Source organism: Streptomyces sp. NBC_01497, from assembly GCF_036250695.1.
Taxonomy (GTDB): domain Bacteria; phylum Actinomycetota; class Actinomycetes; order Streptomycetales; family Streptomycetaceae; genus Streptomyces.
The window spans coordinates 322,715-341,039 of record NZ_CP109428.1 but is presented as its reverse complement, the minus strand read 5'-3'; the positions used below and the strand labels follow the sequence as shown (position 1 = coordinate 341,039).

Annotated in this window: 7 protein-coding genes and 10 pseudogenes; 8 read left to right on the top strand and 9 right to left on the bottom strand. The window is 64.5% G+C overall.

The features are described from left to right. Window positions 1-221: 221 nt before the first annotated feature. The 3 genes from OG310_RS37530 to ctaD form a co-directional block, all read right to left on the bottom strand. Window positions 222-854: a glycosyltransferase gene (locus tag OG310_RS37530; RefSeq protein WP_329460818.1), complete on the bottom strand. Its 633-nt coding sequence runs from the start codon at window positions 852-854 to the stop codon at window positions 222-224. Window positions 855-931: 77 nt separating this feature from the next. Continuing rightward, window positions 932-1,360: a hypothetical protein gene (locus OG310_RS38790; protein ID WP_443078948.1), complete on the bottom strand. Its 429-nt coding sequence runs from the start codon at window positions 1,358-1,360 to the stop codon at window positions 932-934. Window positions 1,361-1,847: 487 nt separating this feature from the next. Beyond that, window positions 1,848-3,536, bottom strand: coding sequence for an aa3-type cytochrome oxidase subunit I (gene ctaD, locus OG310_RS37525; RefSeq protein ID WP_329460686.1), 1,689 nt, complete (start codon window positions 3,534-3,536; stop codon window positions 1,848-1,850). Between the two features lie 614 nt (window positions 3,537-4,150). Here ctaD and OG310_RS37520 point away from each other — a divergent pair. Beyond that, window positions 4,151-4,708, top strand: a pseudogene (locus OG310_RS37520) (ISAzo13-like element transposase-related protein); the annotation flags it as partial. 4 nt (window positions 4,709-4,712) lie between these two features. On the opposite strand, the pseudogene OG310_RS38785 reads toward OG310_RS37520, so the two are convergent. Together OG310_RS38785 and OG310_RS38780 are read right to left on the bottom strand one after the other, a co-directional pair. Beyond that, window positions 4,713-4,799, bottom strand: a pseudogene (locus tag OG310_RS38785) (transposase); the annotation flags it as partial. Window positions 4,800-4,815: 16 nt separating this feature from the next. Next, window positions 4,816-5,905, bottom strand: a pseudogene (locus tag OG310_RS38780) (IS110 family transposase). A gap of 533 nt (window positions 5,906-6,438) precedes the next feature. Between OG310_RS38780 and OG310_RS37505 the strand changes: the two are divergent. From OG310_RS37505 to OG310_RS37500, 3 pseudogenes are all read left to right on the top strand, one after another. After that, window positions 6,439-6,972: pseudogene (locus tag OG310_RS37505) on the top strand (transposase); the annotation flags it as partial. A 265-nt stretch (window positions 6,973-7,237) separates the two neighbouring features. Continuing rightward, window positions 7,238-7,456, top strand: a pseudogene (locus tag OG310_RS38775) (transposase); the annotation flags it as partial. Between the two features lie 38 nt (window positions 7,457-7,494). Further along, window positions 7,495-7,680 (top strand): annotated as a pseudogene (locus OG310_RS37500) (transposase); the annotation flags it as partial. Window positions 7,681-7,978: 298 nt separating this feature from the next. Here the strand turns inward: OG310_RS37500 and OG310_RS37495 are convergent. The 3 genes and pseudogenes from OG310_RS37495 to OG310_RS37485 form a co-directional block, all read right to left on the bottom strand. Next, a pseudogene (locus OG310_RS37495) lies at window positions 7,979-8,496 on the bottom strand (transposase); the annotation flags it as partial. 1,403 nt (window positions 8,497-9,899) lie between these two features. Continuing rightward, window positions 9,900-10,717 (bottom strand): annotated as a pseudogene (locus OG310_RS37490) (IS5 family transposase). A gap of 50 nt (window positions 10,718-10,767) precedes the next feature. Next, window positions 10,768-11,585 (bottom strand): IS5 family transposase gene (locus OG310_RS37485; RefSeq protein ID WP_329460817.1). Its coding sequence is split into 2 segments (ribosomal slippage): window positions 10,768-11,243 and window positions 11,243-11,585, totalling 819 coding nucleotides; the frame shifts between segments, so codons are not numbered across the junction. A gap of 79 nt (window positions 11,586-11,664) precedes the next feature. Between OG310_RS37485 and OG310_RS37480 the strand changes: the two are divergent. Then, window positions 11,665-11,766 (top strand): annotated as a pseudogene (locus OG310_RS37480) (IS5/IS1182 family transposase); the annotation flags it as partial. 299 nt (window positions 11,767-12,065) lie between these two features. After that, a complete protein-coding gene (locus OG310_RS37475) occupies window positions 12,066-12,785 on the top strand; it encodes an IS5 family transposase (RefSeq protein WP_329460683.1) in 720 nt (239 codons plus the stop codon). 161 nt (window positions 12,786-12,946) lie between these two features. Here the strand turns inward: OG310_RS37475 and OG310_RS37470 are convergent, their stop codons facing one another. Continuing rightward, window positions 12,947-14,188 carry a PP2C family protein-serine/threonine phosphatase gene (locus tag OG310_RS37470; RefSeq protein WP_329460682.1) on the bottom strand — a complete coding sequence of 414 codons (1,242 nt, stop codon included), beginning with the start codon at window positions 14,186-14,188 and terminating at the stop codon, window positions 12,947-12,949. Between the two features lie 831 nt (window positions 14,189-15,019). Between OG310_RS37470 and OG310_RS37465 the strand changes: the two are divergent. Both OG310_RS37465 and OG310_RS37460 read left to right on the top strand, forming a co-directional pair. Next, window positions 15,020-16,396: pseudogene (locus OG310_RS37465) on the top strand (IS1380 family transposase). Window positions 16,397-16,716: 320 nt separating this feature from the next. Further along, window positions 16,717-17,493: a hypothetical protein gene (locus tag OG310_RS37460; RefSeq protein ID WP_329460681.1), complete on the top strand. Its 777-nt coding sequence runs from the start codon at window positions 16,717-16,719 to the stop codon at window positions 17,491-17,493. The last annotated feature ends 832 nt before the right edge of the window (window positions 17,494-18,325 follow it).

The window sequence follows — 18,325 nt, the reverse complement described above, 5'->3', positions numbered from 1 at the left end:
AGGGCTGACGTTTGTCCACTTCTGCCCCGACCCTCAATCGCGAGTGGAGCTACCTGGAATCGGGACAACCAGACCCTGGAGAGCCCATCGCGAGTTACGGGACAGCCCTTAGGTTCAGCAGCTTCCGTCGGCCCCCGCTCACGTGGGCCAGAGCCGTTGCAAGCTTTCGGTGGTGTTCAAGGGCCAAGCGATGCCAGGCCCGCGGGGGCATACGCCCGGTACTAGCACCCCGCTGCCGCCTCGAGTAGGACGACGGCCTCCTTCACGGAAGGCAGGCCCTCGATATCCCTCGCGGTCTGGCTGGCGGCGATGCGGTAGTCGGCTAGATGTAGGACGCGGTCGAGGGACTCACGGATGTGAACGGGAGTGACGAAACGGTCTGGACCTAGGACTACGCTCAAGCCAACTCTGGTGTCGTGGACCCGTTTGGCGTTGTCGGGCTGATCGGCGAAGAGCGGGATCGCCACTAGCGGTACACCTGCTCGGAGGGCGCTGAAGACTGTCCCCGCTCCGGCATGGCAGACCACTGCAGCTGCCGCTGCGATGGCCTTGTCCTGATCCACCCAAGGCTCGACACGCACATTGTCCGCCAGCGGTCCCCAGCGACTCGTGTCCGCACCGCCGGCCGCGACCAGGAGACGTATCGGCATGCTCGCGGCACCTTCAACGACCTGGCGAAGGATGGACTCGGTAAAGGGCAGCTTGTGGGCCTCAGTACCGAACGTGACAAAAACCAGCGCTTTGCCCTCCCCTCTCGGCAGATGCGGTGCCAGCCTCGGTCGGGGGCCTATACAAAAGCGCTGCACTTGGCCGGACGGATTGTCAGGGACTGTGTCGTAGGCCTCCGGCAGCATGCTGAGGGACGTGGTCGCAGTTAGCATTGCGGCCACTCCCTCGGCGTCAACGCCGTAGTCGCTGGCCCAATTTCCGATCAACGGGACCAAGGCGGCGACATGTCGAGTGTTGATGCCAGGCCGAAGAGGACCTGCACTTGAGGTATGGACCGGATCGCCGCAGCCACGAGTGATCCGATTTCGGCTACATCTCGTAGAACGAGATCGGGCCGCCAAGAATCCATGGCGCCAAGAAGTCCGGGGAGCATCGCCCGGGGACCGAGGTTCGCGAACACGTGAGCGGCACGGAGTTGCCCCGTGTTGGGACCGCTGGTAAGTCCGTCGAGCTCCGCGGGATCAAGGTCGTCGCACGGTAGATACTCGAGTCCCCTGGACCGGACGGAGGCAGCGAAGGACCCCGGCGCCGCGACTTTTACTTCATGCCCCGCTTCAAGTAGGGCGTGCGCGAAGGGCAAGAGGGGGAGAAAGTGTCCCCAGCCCGCTGTCGTTGCCAAAAGTACACGCATTGACACTCCATACTGTTGGTCTGCAGGCGCCTACGGCGGCTGACACAGCACACGATCGAGCTGCGCGCGCGGCAGCTAACGAAGCCGGGGGACCTCGCCCGGCACAGAATCAGCAAGCCAGACAAAATCGCCTCCTACCGCCCGAGCCCCCTGGACGCCACCGTCGAGGATTCGTTGTGGGCTGCCGAGTCATGCTCGGCGATCGAGGAGTGATTTCAGACAGCGAAGAACGAGTACGGCCTCGATGAGCGTGAGGTCGCCGCCGTTACGTTGGCTGGTACCGGCGTACCGCCCTTGCCATGCTCACCCGTGCTTTCTGGCGGTCGTGGCATATCAGGCCAGGGAAAGGGGACCGGAGCCGGCGGGGCAGCCAGTGCCATCGAGCTCCCCTGCACGGTTGGCCAAGTGCTCGCTTCCGTTGATTCCCCGAGCTGACAGCTCGGGGAATCAACGGAAGTGCCGTCTGCCTGACGTGTGACGGGGGGCCTCACAGGCCCCCCTCAGGGGGCAAGCTCCCAAGGGACTCCAACGCTGCAATCTCAGGGTGGTGCAGGTCAAATGCAGGCGATTCCGAACGAATACGCGGCAGGGACAGGAAGTTATGCCTTGGCGGTGGGCAAGAAGTGGCCCACTCCAGCGACCGACTGTATCCCCAAGGGTCGTCCTCCGTCACTCGCTGCCCGTAGTGGTTCGTCCTCCAGACGTTGTAGAAAAAGGGCAGCATCGACAGACCCAGAAGGAAGGACCCGATGGTAGAGACGGTATTGAGTGCTGTGAAGCCGTCGGACGCAAGATAGTCGGCGTAGCGCCGGGGCATGCCCTCGGCTCCGAGCCAGTGCTGGACAAGGAAGGTCATGTGAAATCCAACAAGCAGTGTCCAGAAATGAATCTTTCCGAGACGCTCATCTAGTAGCCTCCCGGTCATCTTCGGCCACCAGAAGTAGAACCCCGCAAACATTGCAAAGACAATGGTCCCAAACAGAACGTAGTGAAAGTGAGCTACTACGAAGTAGCTGTCAGATACGTGGAAGTCGAGCGGCGGCGACGCCAGGAGGACACCGGTGAGACCCCCGAATAGAAAGGTGACGAGGAACCCTACGGAGAAGAGCATAGGAGTCTCAAAGGAGAGGGACCCTTTCCACATGGTGCCGACCCAGTTGAAGAATTTTACTCCCGTGGGCACGGCGATAAGAAACGACATGAACGAGAAGAAGGGGAGAAGGACGCCGCCGGTTACGAACATATGATGGGCCCAGACTGTGACAGAAAGACCAGCAATAGCGATTGTTGCCGCCACGAGCCCAATGTATCCGAACACAGGTTTCCTGCTGAAGACAGGGATTATCTCGGTGATAATACCAAAGAACGGCACCGCGATGATGTAGACCTCGGGGTGTCCAAAGAACCAGAACAGATGCTGCCAGAGGAGCACGCCACCATTTGCAGCATCGAAGACGTGGGCCCCGAGCTTTCTGTCGGCTTCCAGCACCAGGAGGGCCGCAGCCAATGTTGGAAATGCGATAAGCACCAGCACGCCAGTCAGGAGTACGTTCCACGTGAAGATCGGCATGCGAAACATAGTCATGCCTGGCGCGCGCATACAGACGATTGTTGTGATGAAGTTGACTGATCCGAGGATCGTCCCGAAGCCGGACAGTGCGAGTCCCGTGATCCACAAGTCACCCCCGACGCCGGGGCTGCTGATTGGACCCGACAGTGGTGAGTAGGCCGTCCACCCCCAGCCTGGGCCACCTTGGGGAGTCACCATGGAGGAGATCACAATCAAAGACCCGAAGAGGTAGAGCCAGTACGCGAATGCGTTGAGTCGCGGGAAAGCCACGTCCGGAGCGCCGATCTGCAAAGGCATGATCCAGTTGGCAAACCCTGCGAAAAGCGGTGTCGCGAAAAGCAGCAGCATAATCGTGCCATGCATCGTGAATGCCTGGTTGAACTGCTCTGTGGACATTATTTGCAGACCGGGACGAGCTAGTTCTGCACGCATGACAAGGGCAAAAAGACCGCCTACGATGAAGAAAATGAAGGAGGTTATGAGGTAAAGAGAACCAATCACCTTGTGGTCTGTGGTCGTGATCCACTTAACGATGATTGCACCTTGGCCATACCCTTTAATCTCGGGAGGCAGCGGGGTTCGCTCGGATTTTGCGGTCGTAGACATACACGCTCCTTCCTCGCCTTTTCAGGTATCGAAAAGGCTAGTAAGTGTTCGGGGAACATAATTCTGGCATGATTTAATAAGCGCCTCTAGCCTATCTTCTCAACGTGCGGACTCGTTATTTGACTACAGCATCCCCTCACGGATCTTTGACGGCGTTGTCAGCACATATGCGAACGCGCGGACAGGTGACCTGACGACCGCTCCGTGACTCGCTCACCGCCGTCGAGCGGGCGCCGACTTGCCGAGCCATCCGCCTTCAGCTGATTCTTCGCAATGGGCTGAGGCGTGGCCAGTCAGATCGAGGCGGGCATTTCCATGATGCCAAAGCAATTACGGGCGGACCTGGGTGGGACCGGCACTACTGTCGGTTAGAATCCGCACCGGACGCAGCCTTACTTCGCCAGAACAGCATTTGGCCTCTCTTTGCACGCGACCTGGCGATCTACAACAAACCTTCAGCTTACGGACGAATCTGGACGTATCATTCTATAACCGAAGCCTTGGGCCCTGGTATCGGAACGCACGAGCTACCAGGCCTAATCGCAGTCCGCCGGGCCCTAGGGCTCGCGGAGAATTGAGTCGTGGCTTTCGGCTCGGCGGTTCGTTGGACTGGTATGGGCGGGTTGGAAGGGCAACAGGCCGTGTTGGCGGCCGAGTTCGGGGTGATTCTTCCGCATCTTGACGAGCGGCAGCGTCGTCTGTTGATGGGTGCGGAGGCCCAGTCCCTCGGCCACGGCTGGATCAGAGCGGTCGCCCATGCCGCGGGTGTCCGTGAGGCAACTGTCTCTGTCGGGGTGCGGGAACTCTGCTCCGGAGAGGCCCCGTCTGGACGTATCCGCCGGTCCGGCATCGGCCGCAAACGTGTCGTCAACCGGAACCCAGCCGTACGAGAAGCACTCCTCACGCCGGTCAAGCCCGACGTCCGCGGAGATCCCATGTCGCCGCTGCGCTGGACCACCAAATCCACCCGTACGCTCGCCGAACAACCGACCCGGCAGGATGACAGGATCTCCGCGGACACGGTGGGCGACCTCTTACGCAAGGAGGGCTTCAGCCTGCAGAGCAATGCCAAGCCCCTGGAAGGCAAGCAGCATCCCGACCGGGACGCACAGTTCCATTACCTCAACGAACAGGACCGCGACCACCAGGACGGCAGAGCTCCAGTGATCACGTGCTGTTTTGACGGCTTCGGTGCACGACGCAGGTCTGCACGATGGTCCGTGGCCAGACCGTCTCCACTGCCTCAGGCAGGCCCTTGAGCCCGATGCCCCTATGGTTGTCAAACTGCGGGAGCGTCGGGAACAGGCAGTGCAGCGGAGGCGATGGCCCGGTGGATCTCGCGGGCGACGCACCTCTGCAAGCAGCAGATGACTTCCCGCTTCGTCTTGCCCTCCACGGTGCGTCGCACGAGGTAGGTGCGTGAGCGTTCCTCCCAGCGTAGAGGTGAGAGCATGATGCGGTAGAGGGCGGCGCTGGCCCCTCGGTTCCCGCCGGGATTGAGCCGTCTGCATTGACTCTTGCCGGAGGAGCATTCGACCAGGCTGACGCCGCACAGAGCGGCGAAGGACGCCTCGTCGCAGAGGCGGTCGTGGTTGTCGCCGGCGGCTAGGAGCAAGGTGGCCGCGCTGTCCGGGCCGACGCCAGTGAGCTCGAGCAACTTCGGGTTGTGGGCCCGGATGATCGCCGTGATCCGGCGAGTGAGCGTAGTGGTCTCAGCGGTGAGCTGCTTGATGCGGTGGGTCAGTAGGCTCAGGGACTGGTGCACCGCGCTCGCCTGTGCGTCCAGGGCGGCGCATGCCTTGAACAGCGTCGGGTTCGACAGTCCGGCGAGGGACTCGCGCAGCTGCGTCGGCGCGCCTGACCAGCAGGGCATTAAGCTGGTTGATGGCCTGGGTGCGGTTGCGGACCGCGGAGTCCTTGACGACTTTCAACACGCGAAGCTCCTCGACGGGGCCATCCTTGCTCTTCGGAGCCCCAGTGGCTCGTCCGCCCAGCACAGCTCAGGCAGCGGCTTCGGCGTCGACTGGGTCGGTCTTGCCTGAACGGTGTCGGGCCGCCCGGCCGGGCCGGTTAACTTCGATGACCTCGATGCCTTCGGCAGTCAGGTGTCGGGCGAGCCCGGCACCGTGGGAACCGGTTCCCTCTACTCCGGCCTGCCGGACAACTCCCAACAAAACTTCCCGCTCGGTGATTTGACGGTAGCCCGAGGCCGTGTCGGGGAACGACTGAGTGCCCAGTAGAGCGCCGAGATGGCTGACGACTGTGGCGACGTGTACGTCCTTGCGGGTGTCCACCCCGCGACGATCTTGTAATCCGGACGGCTGAACTCGTTGCTCGGCCTTTCGCGAGCATGCGCCGCACGCTCTCATGATGTGCTCCTGGCGCTGTTTCCGTACCTGTCCGCGCTGCTGATCGAGGAGGTGGAGCGGCGACCGGACCAGGTGGTGCTGAGAACGCGCATGCGGGCGAGGATCGGCTCGTGTCGGCGTGGCCAGAGTTCGGCCTGGGCGCACGGTCGTTACGTACGCAGGCTGAGTGATGTCGCCGTGGGCGGGCTCGGCGTCGTTATCGAGAAGCCGGGCCCCTGCCCGGCCGGCCAGGGTCAACCCGATCCGCGTCAACGCCTCGCGCAGCAGCGGGGTGTGCCGGCTGTGCGGGGTTGTCAGCCCCGAGACCTTTTCGGCGAACGTCACCCCCGTGCAGGAAGATGCGTCCGCAGTCGGCCTCAACATCGGCAGGGACACGCTGCTGCGGCTGGTCAGGTCCCTGCCCGAGCCGGAGATCGGCGACGTGGAGGTCCTCGGCGTCGACGAGTTCGCTTTCCGCAAGGGCCGCCACTACGGCACGGTATTGATCGAGATGGCCACCCACCGGCCGCTGCACCTCTTACGACGGCCGCGACGGGGAAGACCTCGCTGTCTGGCTCCGCGATCAGCCCGAGGTGAAGGTCATTTGTCGGGACCGTTCCAGCGGATATGCGGAGGGCGCTCGGGTCGGGGCGCCGCAGGCCGAACAGGTCGCGGATTGCTATCACCTGTGGGCGAACCTCGGCCAAGCGGTCGAGAAGACGGTCAACGCCCATCGCGCCCGACTGGCAAACCCGCCTCCAGCCCGGGCCAGCGCTCACGACACTGACGCGGCGGAACCAGAGATGGTGCAGCCGCCGGAAGAACTGAAGATCGTGGTTCGGCTGCGTGAGCAGCATGCCGCTGCCCATGAGCTGTGGGAACAGGAGCTGTCAAAGGCGGCGATCGGCCGGAAACTCGGTCTGCACCAGGCGACCGTCCGCAAGCTGGTGGACGCCCGCTCCGCCGACGATGTCGTCGCCAAGAGCCTGCAGCGGGCGCATATCGTCGACCCATACGTCAGCCGCCTTGACCGGCGCTGGAACGAAGGCATCCGAAACTCCGTCCAGCTCTACCGGGGGATCCAGTAACTCGGCTATACAGGTGGCGAGTTGGCCGTCCTGCGCCACCTACGGCGCTATCGGGAGGGGCGTGGACATACACCCGCCCCGGGACCCAAGCCCCCGTCGGTCTGCGAGGTCACCTTATGGATCATGACCCACCCCGAGCACCTGCGAGACGAGGACGCCGACAAGCTACACCGGCTGCGTGAGCGCGATCCCGAACTCGACCGGCTCACTCTTCAGGTCAGGAAGTTCGCCGTGATGATGACGACCTCACAGCAACCGCCTCGATGCCTGGATCACCGCCGTCGAACGGGACAGCCTGGTTCCGCTTGCTGGCTTCGCCTGCAATCTCCGCCGCGACTACGCCGCCGTCCGCAACGGACTGTCCCTGCCTCACAGCTCCGGTGCCGTCGAGGGCAACGTCAATCGGTCGAAAATGCTGAAGCGCCAGATGTTCGGCCGCGCCAGCCTCGATCTCCTCCGCAATCGCGTACTGCTCACCCGATGAGACCCAATCCGCCGGATCACAAGATCGTCGGCAGAACCCGGATCCGCGATGGCGCGGTCGCCAACCAGCCCATTTACGTGGCCCTGGCTGTCACTACCGAGGGCCGGCGGAAGATCCTCGGGCTGTGGGCCGGGGACGGCGGCGAGGGCGCCAAGCACTGGCTGCACATCCTGACCCCGCTCAAGGGTCGCGGCGTGAACGATGTACTGATGCTGGTCTGTGACTGTGAGGATGATTGCGTTCCGCACGGGGCTGCGGCCTGACCCGGTCTGCGACTGATCAAGGTGTCCTGAGCGCCGATCTGTCGGCCCGGTCCTGTGCGGGGCTCGCTGCCGCCGGCCCGGCGGGCGTGTCCCGATAGGGGCCTTCGCGACAGGCACCCTCACAGTCCTGACCGCCCGACGGTCCGGTGGCGGCCATACGCCCGTGAACCGATCGAGACAGGCACATGACCATCCTCAGCATGCCTCGCAAGAGCGGCACCGCGCAGTCGCCCAAGGACTCCGCCACCGCCAACAGAACCCGGACCTTCACGTGGATGGCGTCGATGAACACGACCGGATAGACCGGGTCGAGGGGCCGACCCTGTCATTCGGCCATGCTCTGGCGGGGGACTTCGGCGCCATAGACCTCGGCCAGACGGGCCTGGACCTCGCCGGTGGTCAGGCCCTTCGCGGCCAGTGAGATGACCATCTCGTCGACGCCAGTCAGGCGCTTCTGCCGCCTCTTGACGATCTTCGGCTCGGAAGGAACCGTCACGGTCGCGGGGCACGGTGATCTCCAGCGTTTGCCGTTACGGGAGTTACCGCCGTCCTTGCCCGCCCGGTCGTGCTTGTCATAGCCGAGGTGGTCAGTGCGAGGGCAGATTCCAGCAGCCGCTTGGTCAGCTGCTGCAACAGCCCGCCCTCGCCGGTCAGCTGAAGACCCTCGGCCTGGGCCCAGCTCACCAGCTCGTCGATCAGCTGGTCGTCCACGGCCTTCGCCGACACAGCCTCTGCCGACTGGCCGGCCTCGTGCTCGGCCACCTTCTCACTGGTCATCGATGCATCTTCCACGATCGGGAGTTACACCGAACGACTACTCACAGCCCCGTGGCCGGCGTGCGGCGGGTGCGTCAAGGGCGAGCGAGAAGGCGCCCCCGCAATCGAGCCCGCGCATGGCGACGAATACACACACGAGGACCACGCAGTACCACCCTTGTACGCAGAGCTGTCTCAGGCCTCAAGGGCCAACAGGGGGCAGGTACGTATCGCACTGCTCCCTGTCGACCCTCGAAGTGTGAAGCCGACTCCCATTTCGGCTTCACTCATGAAGAGCAGGCCTCGCTCCGTCGGAGGGCCTTACGCGGTTCGCGCGTCATCGGCGGTACCGTCCGCTGACAGACTTTGCGTGTACGTCACGCTCCGCTGATCCTTGAGCCGTGCCACTCGTCCTTTCGCCACGAGCGCCTCCAGGGCGTTCCTGACCACTTGTTGCGAGACCTCACGCTCAGGATGGAGCCCTGTTACCTCGCGATGTACGGCGGTCACGGTCTGTGGTTCGTCGTGTGTCGATAGGACCTGCCAGATGACACCTCCCAAGGGAGGGTGGGCACCCCGCTTGCGGGCCCTCTGTGATTGAGGAGCATGGTTGGATTCCTCCCGGTCCGAGGCCGGGCCGCTCTGCGCGACAACGGCTGGACGGTTGCTCTCAGGCTTGTCCCCGGACAAGGACAGGACGTCGGATAGCCAAGTCTCCTCAGCGTGAAGAACCTCCAGTTGCGACTTCAGTTCCCCCTGCTGTCGGCGATTACGCTCCAGGTCCTCCGAGATCTGGGATACATACCGGTCCCGGATAGGCGTTTGATTAGGGTTTTCGGACACCAGGCAACTCTCCTTACGGGTAGACCTAACCTCGGATGCTACCTACCGCATGCGGCATGGGTGGAGCCGAGCCTCAACGCTGCGGCCTCCTCCGTCGCCCGTGAGAGACTCTCTGTTGCCCGGCACACGCATTGGGCCGTGCTGTAGAAAGTCGGCAGGGGGCAGCCCACGCAGTGTTCATAGATCTTTTCGCCTCCTCAAGCCACGCTCCTTCCTGGCATGGCCTTCGCAACCTCCTGCCGCCCGATCTTCCCAGGTCAATCCGTTCCACCCGCCCGGCGGGAATCGGCGACGCCTATGCTCTATCGGTGCGCTGCCCCAGCGGCTCCCGAGGGGGCCGCGCTCTTGAGGCCTGGAGTCGAGCCGATCGTAATGATTGTGTAACGATGCCACTTCGGTGGGCGAGCAGCCGCCTAAGCGTTGTCCCGTAACTCAGGGCAGAGGTCGGTGGGTCACCACAAGCAGATCCAATTGTCCGGTTACTTCGCGAATCGCGGCCTAAATCGGATCCTAACCAAGTAGGTCGAACCGGACATCGGCAAGCGGCGCCCAGGGTTACAGGACAGCCCTTAGACAGTGTCCTATGTGGTGAGCCGAATGAGTCGTTTGTAGCAGCAGAGGGCGGCGGCGAGGCCGAGGAAGGCCAAGTAGTTGCGGGGATGACGTTCGTAGCGGTGGTTGAGTCTGCGGTAGCCGGTCAGCCAGGACATGGTCCGCTCGATGACACATCGTCGTCGGCCTCATCGTTGGCTGGACTCGATTCCCTTGCGGGCGATGCGGACGCCGATGCGTTTGCCGCGGAGCCATCGTCGCAGGTCGCGCTGGTCGTACGCCTTGTCGGCGTGGAGCTTGCGGGGTTTGTAGTGCCAGCCGTTTTCGGGGTCGTGTCTCGTTTGGAGACCGGCGACCATCGCCTTCAGGCCCTGACTGTCAGGGGTGTTGCCTGCGGAGACGCCGACGACGAGGGGCAGCCCGTTCGCGTCCGACAAGACGTGCATTGTGGAGCCCGGCTTGCCTCGGTCCACGGGGCTCGGACCTGTGAGTTCGCCCCCTTTTTAGCCCGTACGTGGGCGGAGTCGAGGACAGTGCGTGTGAGGTCGAGCAGTCCGCACTCGTCGATCCGATCCAGCACGGCCTCGTGGAGCCGGCCCCACACCCCGGCTCTCGACCAGATCAGGAACCGGCGATGCGCGGTGGACTTCGAAATGCCGAAACAGGGTGGCAGGGCCCGCCAGGCACAGCCACTGACCAGGACGTAGATGATCGCCGCGAACAGCGTCTCATCAGGCGTGTCCTGCGTCCCGCCGCCCTGCGGCCGCACCTTCGACGGCGGGATCAATGGCTCCGCGATCTCCCACAAACCATCCGGAACAATCCAACTCCACGTACCTCGCCCCATGTTCAACTCAACGAGACGCTCCCACATAGGACACTGTCTAAGACAGTGTCCTATGTGGTGAGCCGAATGAGTCGTTTGTAGCAGCAGAGGGCGGCGGCGAGGCCGAGGAAGGCCAAGTAGTTGCGGGGATGACGTTCGTAGCGGTGGTTGAGTCTGCGGTAGCCGGTCAGCCAGGACATGGTCCGCTCGATGACCCATCGTCGTCGGCCTAATCGTTCGCTGGACTCGATTCCTTTGCGGGCGATGCGGACGCCGATGCGTTTGCCGCGGAGCCATCGTCGCAGGTCGCGCTGGTCGTACGCCTTGTCGGCGTGGAGCTTGCGGGGTTTGTAGTGCCAGCCGTTTTCGGGGTCGTGTCTCGTTTGGAGACCGGCGACCATCGCCTTCAGGCCCTGACTGTCAGGGGTGTTGCCTGCGGAGACGCCGACGACGAGGGGCAGCCCGTTCGCGTCCGACAAGACGTGCATCTTGGAGCCCGGTTTGCCTCGGTCCACGGGACTCGGACCTGTGAGTTCGCCCCCTTTTTAGCCCGTACGTGGGCGGAGTCGAGGACCGTGCGTGTGAGGTCGAGCAGTCCGCACTCGTCGATCCGATCCAGCACGGCCTCGTGGAGCCGGCCCCACACCCCGGCTCTCGACCAGATCAGGAACCGGCGATGCGCGGTGGACTTCGAAATGCCGAAACAGGGTGGCAGGGCCCGCCAGGCACAGCCACTGACCAGGACGTAGATGATCGCCGCGAACAGCGTCTCATCAGGCGTGTCCTGCGTCCCGCCGCCCTGCGGCCGCACCTTCGACGGAGGGATCAGCGGCTCCGCGACCTCCCACAAACCATCCGGAACAATCCAACTCCACGTACCTCTCCCCATGTTCAGCTCAACGAGACGCTTCCACATAGGACACTGTCTAAGAGGTCATCTCATTTGGTTGGTTCGGTAGCCTCGGCTCCTGGGAATCGTGGAGCGTCTCGTGCCTGACGAGTTGTCGGAGCTGTTCGAGCGGGTGGTGCCGCCGGCGCCGGTTCGGCCGCAAGGTGGTGGTCGTCGACAGCTCAGCGAAATCCGCCGGTTCATCTCCGGGACGGTCGCTCCGCACGCCGCCCTCCAGCCCAAGGGCCGGTGGATCAAACACCTCAACACCCAACTCAGCTCAGTCGAGTCCACGCTCGACGTCATCGCCGACTTCACCGATGCCTGACCGGCGGGGCCGGCCTTGAGGGTGCCGCGGCGACGCTGCTATCCCTCCGACACCTGGGACGACGAATGGGCCCTGATCGAGCCTATGTTGTCGACACTGGCCTGCGAAACGAAGGCAGACGGCCGTCCTGAGGAGCATCCCGCCGGGGGATCGTGGACGCGATCCGCTATGTCGTGGACACCGGATGCAAGTGGCATGCCCTGCCGCAGGACTTCCCGCCCTGGCGCACGTGTTACGGGTTCACGGCCCGCTGGGCCGCCTGCGGCGTCGTCGGCCAGATCCGTGACCAGCTGTGCAAGCGGATCCGCCGCGAGATGGGCCGAGCCCCCGGCGCGGTTGCCACGGTGATCGACTCCCAGTCGGTCAAGGCCGCCAACGTTGTCGGCAAGGACTCCCGCGGCCACGACGCCGGCAAGAAAATCAACGGCCGCAAGCGGCACCTGGTGTGGACACCAAGGGCCTGCCACTGTTCGTCATGGTCACCCCCGGCCGACATGACCGACCGCAACGCCAGGGAAGTGCTGTTCCGGCTGCGACTGATGCACCTCGAAATCACCATCTTCTGGGCCGACTCCACCTATGACGGACAGGTCGTGACCTGGGCCAAGACCTACCTGTACCTGACGATCAAGACCGTCAGCCGTCCGAAGGACGTCCCCTGTTTCGTCGTTCTGCCCCGGCGTTGGGCCGTCGAACGCTCACACGCCTGGATCATGCGCGCCCGCAGACACGCGCGGGACCACGAACGGCTCATCCAGCACTCGGAATCGCTCATCACCTGGGCCGCGATAACGCTCATGACCAGGCGAATCACCCGCAGAAGCTCTCGCAGAACCGAGCAGCCAGACTCTCGGGAAGCGCAACGGGACTGATCGAAACGGCCGTGGCGGTCACCACCGCCACCCGGAAGCCGCCCGGTTCCTCGGGCCCTGGGCCGAATTTTCCCACCGTCACCGAAGCCTGTCAGTGGCGCCTTCGAGCTGGCTGGATCTTCAACACGGCCGGGTCGACCCTGCCCGCACGGTGAGTGACGCTACCGCTTCGTGCGGCGGGGTGAAGCTTGCTGGATGTCCGCGCCGGAGCCGACGTACCGCTTGGTCTCCTGGGGGCCGTGCCAGTCCAGGCACATCACTGTGGCGTCATCTTCCAGGTGGCCGCCGGCCTCGTCCAGGACGGCGGTGCTCAGCGTCAGCGCAGTCTCGCGAGGGTGCAGGTGGCGGGTGTCCTTCACAAGGGCGGACAGGTCCACCTTCTCCACGCCGCGTTCGAGCATGCCGTCGGTGAGCATGATCAGCCGGTCGCCGGGACGCAGGTCGAGCTGCTGGACACGGTAGGAGTGGGAGATGGGCATGAGCAGTCCGAAGGGCTGGTCCGCTTCCAAGGCGATCTCCTCCACCTCTGCGTCGCGCATGCGCAGCGGCCGGGGGTGGCCTGCGTTGACCAGCTCGGCTCGACCGGTGTGGAGGTCGATGCGCACCAGTTGCCCGGTGGCGTGACCGTGTGGCCTGTGGTCGGCCAGGGCCTGATCGGCCTGGCGGGCCTGTTCCATGAGGTCGGTCCCTTGGCGGCGGGCACCGCGCAGGGCCCCCACCAGGACCGTCGCCGCCAGCGCGGCCTGAAGGTTGTGGCCCATGGTGTCGGTCAAGGACAGATGGAGGGTGTCGCGGTCGAGGGTGTAGTCGAAGGTGTCGCCGCTGATGTCTTCGGAGGGCTCGAGGCTTCCGCACAGCGCGAACTGCGCCGCCTCACAGGTAAGCGAGAGGGGGAGCAACTGGTGCTGGATCTCCGCGGCCAGGCTCAGGGGTCTGCTGCGCTTCCCCCAGGTGTAGAGGTCGGTGAAACGCTGGTTGGCGATCACGATGTAGGCCAGGATGTGCGCGGCCTCACCCGCTGCGTCGAGCACCTCCTGACCTGAGCCTGCCGGCAGCAAGAGTTCCAGCAGACCGATGGCATCGCCGCGGTTGGTGACCGGAAAGATCACTCGCTCGCCCTGGTGGGTCGTCTCCTGGTATGGCCGCTGGGTGCGTACCACATGCTCGTAGACGCTGCCGAACAGGTCGATTTTGGCAGCGTGCCGCCCGGCCCCTGCCTTCGCCCGCGACGCCGTGGACAGCGACACCACCGCTTTCCCGGTCAGGTCCACGATGAGGAACGAGACCCGCGTGGCGCCGAAACGCCGCAGAAGGTCCTCGGCGACCACGTCGACGGCCTCCACCGGCGCCGCCGTCTCCGCTGCCGTCAGCAGCCGGGGAAGATCACCTTGCCCATCCACCACGCACCGCTCCCGTTGGCGACCCCCACCTACCAGGGTGAGGAGTACCACGAAGAGCGTCAACCGGGCACCCACATCGCAGAACACGTCACTGACTGTCACCGTACCGGTTCACCCCAGGCGACCCGCCGCCCATTCCTTGATCACAAGGGCCGGAGGTTGAGAAACAGGTACTCGCGAGCAACGACACACCTGGAACAAGGGCACGCCTCACGGGGCGCGGTCCCCTCCCCTGCTTCTAACGTCGACGCCCGGCATCGGCGTGAGGACCGCCGCAGCCGCCGTCACGCCAGAAACAGAAGCCTCTCCCCGGCGCGGCCCGCCCTACTCAGCCGCACCCGCACGAGAAAATCATCTGCACCCGGATTCAAGCTGCACACGAAATCGCCGGCAACTCAGCGCGTCCCTCGCTGAATGCAGGGTCATTGCCCCAAGCGATACGACTGGCTTCCGTCCCTTGGCCAGAAAACACAGAGGGGCCCGAGCTGCGGCCGCCTTCTTAGGGCGCCATCAGCCCAGGCCGGGTCACATGTGCTGTCTCGCCCAAACGTGCGGTAAATCGCACGAAGTACGGGCCACGATGCTCCTTCCCGGAGGCCCGAGACCCTCGTGCAATGCAGGAGCCAAGCAGGTCAGCGCGGCGTCCTGGGTGCTGGCCTGCAAACCGCTGCTCGGGATACGCGGGCAAGCAGCCCTCGCGGCCAGGCCTAAACCTCGGGCTTTCACGGGGTGGGGTGTCCGATGCATGATCGGAAACGCGAGGAATATCCCTGACCTGCAACGATGGGACTTGTTCTCAGGTCCAGGTCGTCGCATGAAAGAAGCACTCCCCAGGTGAAGAAGCGTATCGGGTCCTATCCGCCTGTCCGCATCGAGGGCGCTGGCCGGCCAGTGGTCTCCCAGGCCGGCGGGGTGCTGCTGGTCGAGACGGTCCGCTAGAGCGATCTGGACACCGCGATGTCAATGGCGCTCGCGCCGTGGCGGCGGCCTCGGGCGGTGCATGATCCGGGGAAGATCCTGTTGGACGTGGCCCTGGCGGTCGCGCTGAGCGGGGACTGCCTAGCGGATGTCCTGATGCTGCAGGCCAAGCCGGCCGTATTCGGGCCGGTGGCCTCCGACTCGACCGTCTCCCGGCTTATCGACAAGCTCGCCGCGGGCGGGCACAGGACTCTGACCGCGATCCGGACGGCGCGGGCTGAAGTGCGCGAGCAGGGTTTGGAAGCTGGCCGGCGCATCGACGCCGGACGTGGGCGGCCAGGTGATCGTGGACCTGGACGGGGTGCTGGTCCTAGCCCACTCCGAGGAGCAGGACGCCGCTGCGACCTGGAAGAAGTCCTTCGGACATCATCCGCTGATGGGCTTCGTCGACCACGGACGCGGCGGCACCGGGGAGCCGGTGGCCGCGCCGCTACGGCCCGGGAACGCGGGCAGCAACACCGCTGCCGACCACGTGACTGCCACCCAACTCGCCCTGGCCCAGCTCCCGAAACGTCACCGGCGCCGCCGGTCCGCACCGATTCGTACGGATTCCGCGAGCAGCACTCATGAGTTCGTCGCCTGGTTCTCGAAGCGGGGCCGGTGACTGTCTTACTTGGTCGGGATGACCATCACCGACGCCATTCACCAGGCCGTCCTGAAGGTCCCGGCCTCCGCCTGGACGCCAGCCGTCGAGCCTGGCGGCGAGCTCCGCGATGGCGCCTGGGCCGCCGAGCTCGACGGCGACGCTCTGAAGGACTAGCCGCGAGGGGTGCGGCTGATTGTCCGCAAGGAACGGCCGTATCTTAGAGTCCAGTTGCGGTTCACCGACGCCGGCGGTCTACGGCTCACCGCGTTTACCGCCAACACCACCGACGTGCCGATCGCCGCCCTGGAACTGCGGCACTCCGCCAGGGCGCCCCGAGGACCGGATCCGCGATGCGCGCGCCGCCGGCCCGCGCGACCTGCCCCTGTACGACACCGCACAGAGCCAGATCTGGCTGGAGATCGTCCAGCTCGCCCCTCGACCTGCCAGCCTGGATGCCAATGCTCGCCCTGGCTGGCAAGCCGAGGCTCTGGGAGCCCCGCCACCTGCGGCTACGACTGTTCTCCGCCGCCGCCCAGTTCGTCACCACCGCCCGCCGCCAGTACCTGGGATTCGCCCACCACTGGCCCTGGACCGACGTGATCACCAACGCGATCCAACGACTCGATGCACTCCCGAACCCCAGATGACCAGCAACAACGACCCGTCCCCCACGAACTCGAACTACTCACCGAGACCATGGAACCCGGCGCACACCCGACGCGACAGCCGGGCCATCGTCCTACCTGTCACCGACTCGACAAGCCGAAACGGACCGCCGGAGAACCCGACGGCCCGTCACGAAAAATCGAGGCTAAGCGGTCACTCAAAGGCCCCATCGTCACCGTGATCGCACGGGGCCCTGCGGGACAAGCAGACTGTGATCGTGACTAAGAAGCAGAGAAGGACCGCAAGTGCCCCTCGCCCGAAGCGTCCGTCGGTACGACTCGGCCCCATCAATACGGTCAAGATGACTGATCGTCTCCGGGAGTTGTACGCGCAGGGCGGTGATCCTGCGATCGAGCGGTTCCCGGCCTCCGACGAGCTATTTCTCGTGCTTGTACACGCACAGCGGTGGGCGAGCGACTTGAAGCAACCGCATGACGTACCGGTCAACATCGCGGGCGAGGCGGCTGTGCTGCGCGCCACCTTGTGGCAGTACTTGCACGAACAGGCCGACATCGGTCAACTCAAGGCGATCGAGCACGGGCGGGCCGCTGGCGTGCCTTGGCATCACTTCGTCGAGGCGCTGTGCGTGACCTCCAGGCAGGGCGCGTACCAGAAGGCTCGCCGGCTCAAGGCAGAGCAGCTCCGTTCGCCGAGCGAGCGTCGGACTCCCGAGGTCGCCCGGGCACACGAGGAGCGCGCCTTTGCTGAGGCACGAGCCGAGCAGGTAATGGTTCTCGCACAGGAGCGCCGTTTCACAAACGCGCACCATGTTGCGCGCCGTCTCCTTGAACACCGAGAAGGCTTCGCGCTGGACGACCTCGCTGTCTACTGGCTCGATGAGCTCGCCGAGACCATGAACGACCGCAATGACCCTGCCGAACGCGCCAGGTTCACGGGTTGGGTAGAAAGCTTTGTTCGGGCCGCTCACGGCTACGCCCGCCAACGCGGTGAGCCCGTGACCACGACAGAGGACGCTCGGCAAGCCCTCGCGCTTGCCACCGAATTCACATATCAGGACCCTCCGGGACTGTATCGCCAGGATCCTCGTTCCCAAACTGGGAACAAGGGTGAATCATGACCTTGCCTTGACCAGTGAGTGCCGTCCTGCTGTTGCAGCCAAGCACAGTCACCTGCCCTCTGAGCAGCGCTTTCTCCTGCTGGAAGCGAGACTCACAGCTCAGAACCACGGCCCCTTGCCTCCTTGCGAAGAGTGCTCCCTCTCCCGTAACCCCACCCATCGACGGTCCGCTGAGTCGCCTAGGGCCACGGACCACAACAAGGATTGGGGCGAGACGAGCCCCCGGAAGCAGCCGACGTCACGTATGCGACAGCAGCGCACCACAGCAGGCACACGGCACGGCCGTGGCGGCCCTTCTTGCGGTCCGGGTGGCAAGACGGCATGGACCAGCTTTCCCGATGGGGTTCGCGGGAGAGAGGACACGTTCGTAGGTCCTATCGGATGAACTACGGGCATGATCCAACCGTTGACACGAGGGCCGGGGCCGGTCGCCGGCCCGCCGTGCGTGCTGGCCCCGGAGGCGCCGTTCCGGGCCCAGCACGTGTTACTGGCCGATGTTCGAGCGGCTACAGTAACCAGCTCTACTGGTCGTCCGTGGGGCAGCCGCCCCTCCTACATTGGAGTGCACGACGGGCCCCAGGCAATCCCAGCCCATTCGACCGCACACCACCGGGTGGCAAGGCATAACCCCTGCTCAGTGAATGGGGCACCTCCGCTAGCGGTCCCGCGACTAAGCGTTGTCCCGTAACTCAGGGCAGAGGTCGGTAGGTCACCACAAGCAGATCTGATTGTCCGTTTGCGCCCCGAATCGCGGCCTAAGCCGGATCCTAACCAAGTAGGTCGAACCGGACATCGGCAAGCGGCGCCCAGGGTCACGGGACAGCCCTTAGCA

Bases quoted from the DNA above. Each gene is read 5' to 3' on its own strand.
- OG310_RS37530 (WP_329460818.1), bottom strand. From the start codon at position 854: ATGCTGCCGGAGGCCTACGACACAGTCCCTGACAATCCGTCCGGCCAA.
- OG310_RS38790 (WP_443078948.1), bottom strand. From the start codon at position 1,360: ATGCGTGTACTTTTGGCAACGACAGCGGGCTGGGGACACTTTCTCCCC.
- ctaD (WP_329460686.1), bottom strand. From the start codon at position 3,536: ATGTCTACGACCGCAAAATCCGAGCGAACCCCGCTGCCTCCCGAGATT.
- OG310_RS37460 (WP_329460681.1), top strand. From the start codon at position 16,717: ATGACTGATCGTCTCCGGGAGTTGTACGCGCAGGGCGGTGATCCTGCG.